The 14,501-nt window shown below is 44.2% G+C and carries 10 protein-coding genes; 4 read left to right on the top strand and 6 right to left on the bottom strand.

Annotated features, from left to right (window positions below):
- The first annotated feature begins 10 nt into the window (after positions 1-10).
- A complete protein-coding gene (gene purF, locus ACTXGL_RS00800; RefSeq protein WP_319050281.1) occupies positions 11-1,546 on the top strand; it encodes an amidophosphoribosyltransferase in 1,536 nt (511 codons plus the stop codon).
- A 119-nt stretch (positions 1,547-1,665) separates the two neighbouring features.
- Here the strand turns inward: purF and ACTXGL_RS00795 are convergent, their stop codons facing one another.
- The 6 genes from ACTXGL_RS00795 to yajC all read right to left on the bottom strand — a co-directional run bounded on the left by ACTXGL_RS00795 (position 1,666) and on the right by yajC (position 8,403).
- Entirely contained in the window at positions 1,666-2,025 is a 360-nt protein-coding gene (locus tag ACTXGL_RS00795) for an AzlD domain-containing protein (protein WP_443524188.1), read from the bottom strand.
- Positions 2,015-2,746 (bottom strand): AzlC family ABC transporter permease, encoded by a 732-nt coding sequence (locus ACTXGL_RS00790; protein WP_443524187.1) that lies wholly within the window; start codon positions 2,744-2,746, stop codon positions 2,015-2,017. Before ACTXGL_RS00790 ends, ACTXGL_RS00795 begins: the two co-directional genes overlap by 11 nt.
- A gap of 132 nt (positions 2,747-2,878) precedes the next feature.
- Entirely contained in the window at positions 2,879-4,282 is a 1,404-nt protein-coding gene (locus tag ACTXGL_RS00785; RefSeq protein WP_443524186.1) for an MATE family efflux transporter, read from the bottom strand.
- A gap of 273 nt (positions 4,283-4,555) precedes the next feature.
- Entirely contained in the window at positions 4,556-5,809 is a 1,254-nt protein-coding gene (secF, locus tag ACTXGL_RS00780) for a protein translocase subunit SecF (protein WP_443524184.1), read from the bottom strand.
- A gap of 9 nt (positions 5,810-5,818) precedes the next feature.
- Positions 5,819-7,696, bottom strand: coding sequence for a protein translocase subunit SecD (gene secD, locus ACTXGL_RS00775; RefSeq protein ID WP_443524183.1), 1,878 nt, complete (start codon positions 7,694-7,696; stop codon positions 5,819-5,821).
- A gap of 377 nt (positions 7,697-8,073) precedes the next feature.
- A complete protein-coding gene (gene yajC, locus ACTXGL_RS00770; protein ID WP_319050287.1) occupies positions 8,074-8,403 on the bottom strand; it encodes a preprotein translocase subunit YajC in 330 nt (109 codons plus the stop codon).
- A gap of 688 nt (positions 8,404-9,091) precedes the next feature.
- On the opposite strand from yajC, the gene ACTXGL_RS00765 reads away from it, so the two are divergent.
- From ACTXGL_RS00765 to ACTXGL_RS00755, 3 genes are all read left to right on the top strand, one after another.
- Positions 9,092-10,312, top strand: a complete 1,221-nt coding sequence (locus tag ACTXGL_RS00765; RefSeq protein ID WP_443524181.1) for a CNNM domain-containing protein — start codon at positions 9,092-9,094, stop codon at positions 10,310-10,312.
- A gap of 301 nt (positions 10,313-10,613) precedes the next feature.
- A complete protein-coding gene (locus ACTXGL_RS00760; protein WP_443524180.1) occupies positions 10,614-11,108 on the top strand; it encodes a hypothetical protein in 495 nt (164 codons plus the stop codon).
- 327 nt (positions 11,109-11,435) lie between these two features.
- Positions 11,436-14,417, top strand: coding sequence for a LysM peptidoglycan-binding domain-containing protein (locus ACTXGL_RS00755; protein WP_443524178.1), 2,982 nt, complete (start codon positions 11,436-11,438; stop codon positions 14,415-14,417).
- Positions 14,418-14,501: the final 84 nt, after the last annotated feature.

Genomic DNA, 14,501 nt, shown 5'->3' with positions numbered 1-14,501 from the left:
TATAGCTATTATGTGTGGAGTCATTGGAGTTGCAGCTCATGAGCCAGTCAATCAGATACTTTATGACGGCTTGACGATGCTACAGCATCGCGGGCAAGATGCAGCAGGTATTGTCACTTTGCAAGATGGGCGACTCTATCTACGTAAAGAAAATGGCATGGTACGTGACGTATTTATGAATCGTCATATGATGAAACTGGTTGGTAAATTTGGTATTGGTCACGTTCGTTACCCGACGGCTGGCACCTCTAGCAGCGCTGAAGCCCAACCATTTTATGTCAACTCACCCTATGGTATTACGCTTGCACATAATGGCAACTTGACCAATGCTGAGAGTTTGGCCAAATCGCTATATATCGAAGATCGTCGTCATCTAAATACTGACTCAGACTCTGAAGTACTGCTAAATGTACTGGCGCACGAGATGCAAAATCTTGGCAAGACTCATCCAACGGCTGATGATATCTTTGAAGCAGTAAAAGCGGTTTATAAGCGTTGTGAGGGTGCTTATGGCGTTGTGGCTTTGATTACTGGTCATGGTCTGCTGGCATTCCGTGATCCAAACGGTATCCGTCCGCTTATCTTTGGTAAACGCATGGCACAGAACGGCGGTACCGAGTATATGGTCGCCTCAGAGTCAGTAGCGCTAACAGGGTCAGGATTCACTATCGTTCGTGATGTAAAACCAGGCGAAGCGATTTTTATCGACTTGAACCATAAATTGCATACGCATCAGTGCGTAGAGCAAAAAGAATACACGCCTTGTATCTTTGAGTATGTGTACTTTGCTCGCCCAGATTCGATTATGGACAATATCTCAGTTTACAAGTCACGCTTACGCATGGGTGAAAAACTGGCAGATAAGATCCTTGCTGAATGGGGCGACGGACATGACATTGATGTGGTTATCCCGATTCCAGATACGTCACGTACGTCAGCCATGGAGCTGGCGCTCAAAATGAACGTCAAATATCGTGAAGGGTTTATGAAAAACCGCTATATCGGTCGTACGTTTATCATGCCAGGTCAGCAGCAGCGCAAAAAATCAGTGCGTCAAAAGCTTAGCGCTGTCCCATTAGAGTTCAAAGGTAAAAACGTACTATTGGTTGATGACTCTATCGTTCGTGGTACGACCTGTCATGAAATCATCCAGATGGCACGAGATGCCGGTGCTAACAAGGTGTTTTTTGCGAGTGCTGCGCCACCGGTAAAATTCCCAAATGTCTACGGTATCGATATGCCAGTGCGTAGTGAGCTGATAGCTTCAGGTAATAGTGTCGAAGAGGTACGTGATATCATCGGTGCTGATCGTTTAATTTTCCAAGATTTGGATGATTTGATCGATGCGGTAAAAGACACCAAGCATAGCCGCGTTGAAGGTTTTGATTGTGCGGTATTCAATGGCTGTTATATCACAGGTCAGATCAATGAAGCGTATCTTGATCACCTGCAAGAACAGCGTAATGACACTGCTAAAACGGGAAAAAAAGGTGTGCAAATAGTGGCCGATACCCCAGTAGATATGATGGGTGTTGAAGAGCTCTAAGTCATATACCGCTGAAGAATGATGTTGTAAAAAGAGCTGGATTCTAAGTAGAATCCAGCTCTTTTGTATGTAAAGCACAATCAGAAATAATGACACTAGTACGAGTGGACATCATACAGTCAGCCAAAAAATCGACTAAGTATCCAAAACAAACCATTGATTGCAGCAATACCAACGACCATACTTACTAAAAGTTGACGGCTAATATGGTAAACAAATAGTACCAAAATAAGCGCACCAACTTGAGCCATCAATAAATGGAGCTCAGAGTTATTGAATGTGATATCTGCTGGTAAATTCTGATAAGACAGACTGGTCAAGATAAGTAAGACCATGACAGACAGCGGCAAGCTCTCATTCAATCGATGTAGCCAAGGCGTGTCTAAAATTTTTCTAGGTATTAGCGCTGGCAATGCACGAGTGATAAAGGTAACAGCAGCCATGGCAAGTGTTGCAAAAATAAGATAACTACTGGTCATGAGGCGCTCCTATTTCTTGACGTTGTATCCAAAATCCACGTATCAAAATCATGATCATACAGATAGTAATGGCTACTAATAGCAACCAATCGCTCGTAAATAGCGAGGCGATAATTAGGCCAATCACTGCAATACCAATTGGAAAGTAACGCTTGATACTTTGAAACTGCTCGTAGGCTAAAATTGCAAACAGACAAACCAACGCAAAATCTAAATGCGGTACTAAATCACTGAGCGTACTACCAATGACCACGCCAATAGCACTCGCGAGCACCCACCAGCTTTGATTGAATAAACTAATAGGCAGTATCAATGCTCGTCGTGACTCATGGGGTAGACTGGTCATCACCGAAAATGTCTCATCAGTTAGGGCGAACAAACAATACGTTTTGGCGAGTTTGTGTTGAGGTAAATACTGTAATAACGGCATACCGTAAAATACGTGACGTAAATTTATCGCTGCGATATTGGTTGCGATATTACCGATTGGTAAGCCTGCGCTTAGCATGGGTAGACAAGCGTATTGTGCGGCACCAGCATACAACACAATGCTGAGCATGATGGTTGCCCATATGGGAATACCGGCAACTTGTGCCAGCACACCAAAGGCAATACCTGCAGGCAGATACCCCATAGCAACGGGTAAGCTCTTTTTGAACCCCTCAGCCCAGTCGTAGTGACTGTTGTGTTGCCGGCTTAATTCATTTGAATGAGTACTCACATGACATCCTAAATTTGTCTTACTAATTTTTTATAGACTGATAGACTGATAGACTGATAGACTGATACGTTCTAAGGATAAACCACTCATTGCATAAGGTGGCTAACCAAGCAGGCATTTAGTCGATAATCATTATGATTCAGGCTGTAGCACCTCATAACTACCTGACTGATGCGCACGGTATAAAAACCCACTTAAAATGATCAATCTCAACAGCAACAAACACCATACGCTGAGCCAAATACCAGTCATATCCCATTGCTGATAAAGTAACCAACTCAATGGAAAGAAAACAACAGCCAGTATCAGTGCCGCATTTCGAATGACATTACCCGCGGTCAAACCAAAAAATATACCATCCAACCAGTAGGCACCCACGCCGACAAGAGGTAATAGCACAGCATACCAATGGTACTCATAAGCGAGGGTAAATACTGGCTCAATATTGGTCATAAAGTCTAAGTATGTGGGCATTGCAAGCCACCAAATGGCACTCAACATGATAGCGAGAGCATAGCTAACCACACCTGTGCGTTTGACGATCAGACGAAAACGTGACCAGTCACGTCGACCAGCGGCCTGTCCACTCAAGGTTTCAGCAGAGACAGCAACACCGTCAAGCGCAAAGGCTGAGATACTTAATACTTGCAACAAAATAGCATTGGCTGCCAGTATGACGTCGCCACTTTGAGCCGATAGGCGAGTAATCCACGCAAAGCTTAGCGTTAAGATAAGCGTACGTACAAAAATATCTTTATTTAAAGAAAATAGCCTAAGCATCTTTTCTTTGGTGAAATGTTGGCTGTCAGCCCTAAATAGAACGCTCCAAGATATCGTTAAGTGATGACGGCTTAACCACAACGCCAGTAACACTCCCAGCCAAAATGCTATAGTCGTACCTAGAGCAACACCAGCCAAACCCATCTGCATTACAAACACAAAAAATAAGGTCAGCACGATATTGATTATGGCGATAAAACCCTGTTGGTAGAGCATATATCGTGTCTTACCTTGTCCTGCAAACCATCCAATAAATGCAAAGTTCATGAGTTCCGCTATCACGCCCCAAAAGCGTACATCTAGATAGGTTTTTGCCGCACGACCGCTCTCCGGATTGGCTGACAGTGCTTGTAAACCATAATCAATCAGCCATGGCTTTGCGAGTAGCAATATTGCGCCAATTATAAAGGTTAACAACAGCGCACGTTGTAAGATAGACAGCAGAGGGGTGGCAGAGGTTGCTGTAATACGGTCAGTACTATTAGCCAACTGTCCCAATGCCTGTGCGGAAAGTCCCGATGAGGCGTACTGCAAAAAGTTAAAACTGACCAGCAATAAGGACAACAGCTGTATTGCCAGACCCATACCAGCGAGTTTGGCAGTGTCATTCATATTGCCTACGATTGCTGTATCGATAACACTTTGCAGTGGCATAGCCAGATTGGCCAATAGTACAGGCAGGGCAATCGCGATGATACGCTTATAGCTGGTATCAATAGGCGGCATGGCATTAGATGTTGAAGCGTTGGCTGACATTGGTAGCTCGTTTATACTGAGGTGATAAAGAGAGTAATATGTTATTTAATCTGTAGCAAAACAGCAGTGCTATACCTATGAGAAGTGAGACAAAATAGCTATAAAGACAAAAGCACCTAGACTCATCATTCATGAGTCAGGTGCTCTTATTTAGACGCTTTTAAAGATAGTGACTGTTATTATGACTATTTGAGTAGCGATAATATAAAGACCAATAATACGCTATGTTCGCGTCTTAGCTCAACCAATTTGCTAGACAGCTAATATGGCTTATTAGACATTGTCCTGTTCAAACATTTTTGGATCATTAAAAGTAACAATCTCTTCTTCGAACTCTGGTTTTACTTTCACAATAAAGTCATCGCGCGATAGACCCATACGTAATGGAATCGAGCTTGCGATATAAGTCGACGAGTATGTACCGGCAAGCAAGCCGATAAATAGCGCCACTGAGAACCAGTATAGTCCATCGCCGCCCAAGAAGAGCATGGCTAGTACGACCAATAGAACAGTTGAGATGGTCATAATCGTGCGGCGTAAGGTTTCAGTCAAAGATAAATCGACAGTTTGACTGGGCGATATACCTCGAACACGGCGGAAGTTTTCGCGAATACGGTCATAGACAACAATCGTATCGTTCAATGAATAACCAATCAAAGCCAAGATAGCAGCCAATACTGTCAAATCGAACGGAAAGCCAAACAATGCAAACACACCAATAGTTACGACGGCATCATGAAAAAGAGACAGTACAGCGCCCAAAGACAGCTTGAACTGAAAGCGTAGCGCAACATAGCCCAGCATACAGGCCAGTGCTAGTGCTAGCGCCATAACTGAGTTTAAGTAAACCTCGTTACCCACTTGACTACCAATGATATTGACGTTGCTAATATCAGCAGTATTACCAGGTAATGCCAATGCCTGAGTAAGACCTGCGCTTAGACCGTCGACGTTATCTGACTGTGGCGGCAGGCGTACCAGTAGCTCCTCGCGAGTGCCTAGATACTGTACGACAGCATCATCAAACCCACTGTCTGCCAGCGCCTGTACCACGGCTACCTGCTCGACAGGTTGCTCATAACGCACGTCTGCTGAGACACCACCAGTAAAATCAAGACCTAAATTCAAGCCATTGACAGCGATAGCAATGATACTAGCGATAACCATAAATAAAGATAATAGCGCCATTGGCTTCTCTATCTTCATAAAAGGAATAATACGCTGATTACCAACCGCTTTGATACCACCTTCAGCTACGGCTGCAGCATCATCAGCGGCGTCACCTGATACTAGATTGGGATCAGTCGCAGTAGATAATGCCTGACTGTCTTTGTTATCTTTGCCGCCGCTGCGACTGCTTTTGCCAGATTTTGTGGCAGTTGGATTATTGGTTTTAGTGTTGCTACCTTTACCATCACGACGCGGTTTTTTGCGGCGTCGCGTACTTGCATTATTCGCTTCACCAGTCGAGCCATTTCGATCAGGGTTGTTCTGCTGCTCTAAAGGGTTGTTATTATCGATCGCCATAGTATTCTCCTAACCGATGCTCAGACTTTTGATGGATTTACGCTTACCGTAAGCAATTTGTACCAGTGCACGTGTCACCAAAATAGCGGTGAATAGTGAGCTGACAATACCAATAGCTAGCGTAATCGCAAAGCCTTTAATCGGACCTGTACCAATCGCAAATAGGATAAACGCGACCAATAAGGTTGTGATGTTGGCATCAAAAATACTACTAAATGCGCGGTCAAAACCTGCCACGATAGCGGACTTTGGTCGTACGCCATTTGCTATCTCTTCTCGTATCCGCTCAAAAATCAGTACGTTGGCATCAACGGCCATACCGATGGTCAAAACGATACCTGCGATACCAGGTAGAGTAAGAGACGATCCCAAAATTGACATGATAGCAATGATAATAATAACGTTCACGGCGAGTGCCACGTTGGCAATCACCCCAAACAGACGATAGAAGATAATCATAAACGCAAAGACTAGAAGATAGCCAACCTGCGTAGAGAATAAGCCTTTGTCGATGTTTTCTTGACCCAGCGATGGACCGATGGTGCGCTCTTCTACAAAGTACATCGGTGCCGCAAGTGCGCCTGAACGTAGTAATAAAGCAAGCTCGGCTGCTTCAGCAGTGCTGTCTAAACCAGTGATACGGAACGATGAGCCCAGTACCGCTTGAATGTTAGCGCGGTTGATAACTTTAGTTTCAGCATAAGGCGTACGAACTTCAGTCGTTTCACCAGTAGCTGGATCTTCTTCGTAAGTAATTCTTTGCTTATTTTCAATAAACAATACAGCCATTTGTTGACCAACAGCGGTACGAGTGGCGTTCTGCATGAGCTTGCCACCAGCACTGTCCAAAGTAATACTTACTTCAGGGAGACCGCTTTCATCAACGCCAGTTTGAGCGTTGGTTACTTTATCACCTGTGACGATCGCTTGACGATCGAGTAATACTGGTGGACCATCTAGTGTCTCAAACGGGAATGCCTCTGTGCCTGCAGGAGGTATGCCGCCTGTATAGGTATCGGCGTCGTCTGCCACCATACGAAACTCAAGGTTTGCGGTACGGCCAAGGACACGTTTTGCTTCAGCGGTATCCTGTACACCTGGCAGCTCGACCACAATACGGCTAGCACCTTGAGACTGTACCAAGGCTTCAGTAACACCCAGCTCAGCAATACGGTTACGTAGGGTCGTTAAGTTCTGATTGACCGCATAGCTATTGATCTCATCAAGCGTTGCATCATTATACGACAACACTAATGCAGGCCCTTGATCATCAATAGAAGATTGCAGATTAAACGTATTGCTCATCGAGCCTTGCAAGACATTCTGTGCACGACTACGCGTATCAGTGTCAGCAAAATGCAACACAACACCGCGCTCTTCAGTTTTTATACCTTTGATCGCCACTCGCTCAGCACGTAGCTCGCGTCGCATATCACGACTGGCACTGGTCAAACGCTGCTCAAGTGCCTTGTCCATATCAACTTCTAGTACAAAACGAACACCACCGCGTAAATCAAGACCGAGCTTCATCGGTTTTGCACCGATATCACGCAGCCATTGCGGGGTCGTCTGTGCTAAGTTGAGAGCGACTACATAGTCCTCACCCAAGTTTTGACGGAGTACTTCCTGCGCTTTTAGCTGGTCAACTGGGTTGTTGAGACGTACCAGCGCACTGTTTCCCTCAAATGTACCATCATGATTGTCTAGTCCTGCCTCTTCGAGTAAGCTTTGAGACTGGGTCAAAATGCCTTCAGACAATTGTGTGCCAGCTGCTGCACTGGTAATCTGCACTGCAGGCTCGTCAGGGTAGAGGTTAGGAGCAGCATACAGACCGGACACAAGTAGCACGACGGCAATAATTAAGTATTTCCAAGCGGGATATTGCATAATCACTTCTTTAGGTTGATAAACGACTGGCGATGTGAGCCACAAGTTAGCAGATGGGAAGTTAGCGACAGCAATGATTGACTGTCTATTTGGCAGGCTTCATTGCGATCATCCGCGGTGATAGTAAAGCATAAAACAGTAAAGCAAATAATACAGCGGTATCTTTATCTAGTCACCAAAAATATCACCAAGCAAATAGATAAAACCAATGTGTCTCAAGAGCCAATATATATAGACAAAAAATCAGCCTATATGGCAACTATACTTTACTGCCTTAATAGCGAAAAATGACCGTAAATGATATACGGTCATTGTTTTGTCATGACACCCAGTGGTGAGATGACCATCAAATCATTACTAGTAAGAAACAGTAGTGACTATACGCCTTCGATCGTGCCAGTAGGCAATACTGAAATAACAGAAGCACGTTGTACTTTTACGTCAGTATTGTTGTTTAGGCTTACGACGGCATAATCGCCTTCGATCGCTTTGATACGGCCCATCAAGCCACCAGCAAAAATGATCTCATTACCAACACTCAAAGCGTTAACCATTGCACGGTGCTCTTTGGTACGCTTAGACTGCGGGCGAATAACCAAGAAGTAAAAAATTGCAAAAAAGGCAACAGGCAGTAAAATCTGACCGAATAAACCTGCAGCACCTGCAGTCTCTGGGGCAGCATGGGCAGCTTGAATAAATAGGCTCATAATATCTCTCAGTAAGTCATAGATAACAATAAAATTAGACGCATAGTAACAAAAAATACCCGACTTGGTAACTGTTAATCATAGGCTGAGCGTGTTTTTGTTAGCGTAGCGGCATACTAGCAGCACACAGGTGTCACAACAACGTTTTACTACCCCAAGTATAGAATACGAAAATACGAAGCTATAAATAGCATCACAGGGAGCCATAAACAGCAGTGACTCGCTCAGTAATATTGAGGCAATAATGAACAATAAAAGTGACCAAAAAATAAAAACTTAAAAATAGCGGCTTATTGTGAAATGCTATTATCAATGCTACTATCAAATGGCAATGATTGCCTGCATTTAGTCTGCTGTCTATTGAAGCGAAATATAGCTTTGGAGCAGTGCTAAGTCAGCTTTGAGCAGTGGTATTGGTTCATGCAGTGTAGTGAGGTAGATGGTGAGTAAAAGTACTACAGAGTAGACTGAACGAGCCTGACACCGTATCTGATCTATATATAATCAAGATTATAATGATCTCTAGATATCTTGTAGTATGCTACTAACCGACATCTTTTGCTCTTCATGTCATATTCCCTTTTCTCTTTTTAGGTTACCTAACTTGTTCACCACTTTTATGTTTGTACCTCGTTTATGTCGTCCGCGCGCTCATCGTGAAGACGCATCTGCAGAACCTCCCCCGAGAATGAAGAATAGTTCTCAAATTGGTTATACATTTTTTTCTGCGTTAGCGTTATTGATGCTACCGCAGTCTGTATGGGCAGCTGGTGCTGTAGCCACAACAACCGCTGCTGCTGCACCAACTGCGCTCAGTGTTTCTCTCTTGATATTTTTTGTCTTGCTCGCTATTGGCGTCTCTTTTGTCTGTTCGCTTGCAGAGTCTGTTCTGCTTAGCATGACGCCATCGTTTATTGCCGATGTGCAAGAAACAAGCCCCAAAAAAGCAGCGATGCTAAAGAGCCTTAAAGTTGACAATATCGATCAGTCATTGGCTGCTATTTTGACCCTAAATACGGTCGCGCATACGCTTGGCTCTATTGGGGCTGGTGCGCAGGCTACGATCGTATTTGGTAGCGCTTGGTTCGGCTTATTCTCTGCCATTATGACGCTTGCCATTTTGTTTTTATCTGAAATTATTCCAAAAACACTGGGTACGGTCTACTGGCGTCAGCTGAGTGGCATGGTGGCATACTTTGTCCGCGGTATTATCATGATTTTGTACCCACTTATTTGGGTGTCAGAACGCTTGACTAAGCTACTAGTACGCGGTAAAGAGACGCAAACGTTTAGCCGTCGCGAGTTTGCCGCACTTGCTAGCATTGGTGAAGAGTCAGGTCAGATCGATCCATTAGAGTCACGGATTATTCGTAATCTACTGGCGTTTGGTGCTATAAAGGTCGAAGACATCATGACGCCGCGCTCAGTGATGCTCGCATTTGAAGAAAACAAAACAGTGGCTGAGTTATTGGTTGATCGCCCAAAACTGACTTTTTCTCGACTGCCTATTTATGATGGTGACTTAGATAATATTACGGGTTTTGTTTTAAAGACTGACATGTTATTGGCCAAAGTCAATCATGCTATGCACAAACCGTTGACCCAGTTCAAAAGAGACATTACTTTTGTATTCTCTAAAATGAAGCTATTCGATCTATTAGAGCTTATGCTAAAAAACCGTATTCATATTGCGATTACTGTCGGTGAATATGGCGAAGTAAAAGGCTTGGTCACGTTGGAAGATGTTTTTGAGACACTACTAGGGCTTGAGATTGTTGATGAGATAGATCGCGTAGAAGATATGCAGGCCTTAGCTCGACAAATGATGGACAGACGTGTAGAACGTTTGGGTATGAAGCTCAGTGACGACGAGCAAGATGACGATAGCAATAGCGACGCCAAATTCTAGTATTGAGAGCTTATCTAGTATTAAGAGCCCTTGAGATCAAATGTTATGGTACCAAACGTCATAAAAATAACCGTTTTAATGACGTGCGGTGTCATAGCCGCGAATGTGGGACTTCTGCGTTTTGTTAGTCGCAATAATTACACAGGGTGTCACATGGCTGTGAGAATTCGATGATAGGCTCGGCATATTATATAGGTATAATCATATAGATATATCTATAAAAACGCACTGCCAAAATAAATGATAAAGAGCGTTGATCGTCACTATATGACGCTAACGAAAAATATCGCTAAGGATTATCATGAAAAAACTATTGGGTAATGGGCTATTAGCTCTCTTGGTAAAAGGCGCCAGCATCACTGCGATAGTAGCAGTAGCCAGCACCACTAGCATCAGTGCACAAGCTGCCACGATGACAGAAGCTTTGGTGCAAAATTATGCATCAGCAATGAAGTCCTCTGCAAATAACCAAAGCATCAATCAAGTGGCGCGTCTTGTATCTGATGATGCGCTGATTTCTTTATCTAGAAAGGGTAAGTCGACTAGCCTAGATAAAGATGCCTACTTGAGACTATTGCAGAATAGCTGGAACGATACGTCGAATTATCGCTATGACATATCAGTAGATAATGTGGTCATCACAGGTGATCAGGCTAAAGCCAATGTCATAACAAACGAAAGCTGGATTAAAAACGGTCAGCCAGTATCGTTTGTTACCACCTCTCGCGTGACGCTGACGGTATCTACTGGTAATGCTGTACTACTGCGCGCAGTATCGCAAGTAGCTATTAACTAAGTCTGACTCAGAACAAGCGTAGTTAGCTGCTGCCTATTACCTATTAACAAAAAGAGTAGGTAGCCAAGCATGTCCGTCAGACAAAGCAAAAAACGGTTATTTGTTTGAAAAAGTAGCCAGTCTGATTGTCGATGTCAAAACCTATGACTAAGGATTTTGACATTAAAAGTCTGACATCAAAAGTCTGTAAAAGGTGTCAGCTTTAAACATTTCTTTAAACGATTATTACTATCTTTTATATTAGGCTGGTTTTTGCTTTACGTTGCATACTATACTATCTATCAACTTTATCTTATCACTTTCTGTCGTTAGGAAACCTCCAATACCATGTCTACTGTGCTATCAAAATCTCGCTCGTTTGTCGCGTTACCCTTGACGCTTGCAGTATCAACGTTACTCATCAGTGCGTGTAGCAACACCTCAGCAGTAAAAAACACAGGTGCGACTAATAGCTCATCTGTTGTTACTAAACGTTCTGCTACTCAAGTGGCGACGAATAGTACAGACTATTCTACTGCATTTTTAGATGCAGAGAGTTTAGATGAGTTGGCAGATTTGTTAGAAGCAACTGACATGACAATGGTGGAGGGCAACCAGCTTGCCATTCAACAGTATGGTGATTTGTGGAATCGCCTGCGTGCCGGTTACCGTATGAACGGTGGTAAGCCGATTTATAATCAGCGTATCGAAGGACAAAAAAGCTGGTTTACTAGCAGACAAGACTACCTAAACCGTTTAACAGCTCGTGCCAGCCGTTATATTTATCATACGGTACGAGAAGCTGAGCGACGTAATATCCCGACAGAGCTGGCTTTGCTACCCGTTATTGAGAGCTCGTATGATCCAAGCGGTACCAGTAGTGCAGCCGCTGCAGGGCTATGGCAGTTTATTCCAAGTACGGGCCGTATTTACGGTTTGAACCAAAGCAGTACCTATGATGGTCGCCGTGACGTGATCGAGTCGACCCGTGCCGCTTATGATTTCTTGACCGCACTGCACAACCAGTTTGGTAGTTGGGAGCTTGCGTTAGCAGCTTATAATGCAGGTCCTGGTCGTGTACAAAAAGCCATTGATGCGAACGCTGCACGCGGCTTGCCAACAGATTACTGGTCACTACAGCTGCCTACAGAGACCATGAACTACGTGCCACGCTTTTTGGCAGTTGCCGAAATCGTTGCCAAACCTGAACAGTATGGCGTATACCTACCAGCTATTGCCAATCGTCAGCATTTCCGTAGTGTACCAGTCAACTATGGTGTGAGCTTGTCTGAGGTATCACAGCTCACAGGTGTGACTTATGATGAGCTCGAACGACTCAACACGGCATTGACCTCAGGTCGTGTTGATTCTTCAGGTCCGCAGCGTGTTATTATTCCTAACGATGTTAGCCTAAATGCTGATGCCAAACTGAGCCTATTGCGCGGCAATGGTACAGGTAACGTATTGGCATCTGGTAATACAAGCACACCGGCGTCAACGACACCAAGCTATAATAACAAGCCATATACCTCATCATCACTACCATCTAGCAGCAGCGCTTTAGCTGATTATGCTGCCAGCGCGAGCGTCCCTCAGCAAACGACAAGCTATATCTCACCATCGGCTCAAACGACGAGCAGCTCTGTTTATAGCGGTAGTGCCTCAGTGCGTACTGAGCCACCATTGACCAATGCTGAGACCAAAAAAATCAATGCTGAGCTTAAGAGTAGCAACAGTCTACCGACCACTTCAGCTCAAATCACTCAGAACAATACGATTGTCCAAGAGCCACCACTGAGTAAAGAAGAGCGTGATTTCATTGCCAATCAAATTCGTAGAAGCACCTCTGAAACTAACGTAATTAATGCTGATGGTAATATTAACCTATCAGCCGTTCAAACACAGCAGTCTATCTTAGAAGCAAGCGGTGCAGAGAAAAAACTTAGCTTTGCAAAGTCATCGGCCAGCAAGCCAAAACCGCAAGGCACGCGCAGTACTTATACAGTCAAGCGTGGCGACACCCTATCGAATATTGCAAGCCGTGCTGGGGTAAACTGGCGTGATATCGCAGAGTGGAACCAGATAGACGCCAGTGCCAACTTATTGTCTGGTAGTACCTTGTATCTATACAATGCTAAGTCTATCGAGCCATTGGCTGCTGCCAATAATACTGCAGCCAGTCAGCCTGATAGCTACGTTGTACAAGGCGGCGACACGCTCATCGGTACAGCAAATCGCTTTGGTTTGTCAGTCACTCAGCTTGCCAGCTACAATAATCTTAGTAGTCGTGCAGATCTGCTTAGAGGACAAAAGTTGTGGTTGATACCGGGCAAAGTGACTGCACCGGCGACAACACCTGCGGCACCTTCTACTCGGTCGAACAAGTCAAGCGCTGCAACTAAGAGTTATAAAGTAAAATCAGGAGACGGTCTGATTGCTCTAGCGCGTCAGTTCAATGTATCAACAGACACATTAGCCAGCCTAAATGGTATCAATACCAACAGCTCACTATACGTTGGTCAGATATTAAAAGTACCAGCTAGTGTTAATTTTGATACAGCAAGTACGTCAAGCTCTAGTAGTGCCAATAGCGCAAGCTCAGTAGCGACCACCAGTTACAAGGTACAATCAGGTGACACCTTGATTGGTATTGCCAATAGTGTGGGTGTTAGTGCCGCAGAGATTGCTGCTGTTAACAGCAACTTTGATGCAAGAGCACGTCTCCAACGTGGTCAAACGATCAAAGTACCTGTGTCTAAAGAATTGGTTGATCGTCAGCTCAATGATAAAGCGGTTAGCTATAAAGTAAAATCAGGTGATACGCTAACTGGTGTGGCGAGACGCTATAACATCGGCTTGAGCGATTTGGCATCAGCGAATAACTTAACGACCACTTCTAATTTGATACTGGGTCGTACGATTACGATTCCTGCTGGTGGCAGTGTTGCAAGTGCCTCTAGCAGTAGTCAAAGCAGTAGCTCTACTAGTAGTAACAGCAGCAGCTCTGCGAGTAGCGGAACAAAACTGAGTAACACTGAAAACTACAAAGTCCAATCAGGTGATGGTTTAATTGCTTTGGCACGTCAGTTTGGAGTTTCTGTTGAGGATTTAGCAGCGACGAATAATCTGGCAACTAACTCACAGTTACAGCGTGGTCAAACCCTTAAAGTACCAAAAGTAACTGTAAGCTATACCGTTGGTTCAGGCGATAGCTTGATCGGTCTAGCTCGTAAGTATGGCGTATCGACACAAGAGCTAGCTGACATGAATAACATCGCTGCTGACACTATGTTGCAGCGTGGTCAGCGTCTGACAGTACCCAACCGTTAATAAGACCTTAGATACGGTATCTAGATATCGTTTTGATTGACCGTATAACAAAAAAGCTGCTCTTAATAAGAGCAGCCTTTTTTT

The sequence above is a fragment of the Psychrobacter sp. T6-6 genome (genome assembly GCF_052258185.1).
In the GTDB taxonomy this organism is placed as follows: domain Bacteria; phylum Pseudomonadota; class Gammaproteobacteria; order Pseudomonadales; family Moraxellaceae; genus Psychrobacter.
Note: the sequence above shows the minus strand (reverse complement) of the source record. Positions and strands in the feature narration are given on the sequence as shown.

Bases quoted from the DNA above. Each gene is read 5' to 3' on its own strand.
- ACTXGL_RS00785 (WP_443524186.1), bottom strand. From the start codon at position 4,282: ATGTCAGCCAACGCTTCAACATCTAATGCCATGCCGCCTATTGATACC.
- secD (WP_443524183.1), bottom strand. From the start codon at position 7,696: ATGCAATATCCCGCTTGGAAATACTTAATTATTGCCGTCGTGCTACTT.
- ACTXGL_RS00755 (WP_443524178.1), top strand. From the start codon at position 11,436: ATGTCTACTGTGCTATCAAAATCTCGCTCGTTTGTCGCGTTACCCTTG.
- yajC (WP_319050287.1), bottom strand. From the start codon at position 8,403: ATGAGCCTATTTATTCAAGCTGCCCATGCTGCCCCAGAGACTGCAGGT.
- ACTXGL_RS00760 (WP_443524180.1), top strand. From the start codon at position 10,614: ATGAAAAAACTATTGGGTAATGGGCTATTAGCTCTCTTGGTAAAAGGC.
- ACTXGL_RS00795 (WP_443524188.1), bottom strand. From the start codon at position 2,025: ATGACCAGTAGTTATCTTATTTTTGCAACACTTGCCATGGCTGCTGTT.
- secF (WP_443524184.1), bottom strand. From the start codon at position 5,809: ATGGCGATCGATAATAACAACCCTTTAGAGCAGCAGAACAACCCTGAT.
- ACTXGL_RS00765 (WP_443524181.1), top strand. From the start codon at position 9,092: ATGAAGAATAGTTCTCAAATTGGTTATACATTTTTTTCTGCGTTAGCG.
- purF (WP_319050281.1), top strand. From the start codon at position 11: ATGTGTGGAGTCATTGGAGTTGCAGCTCATGAGCCAGTCAATCAGATA.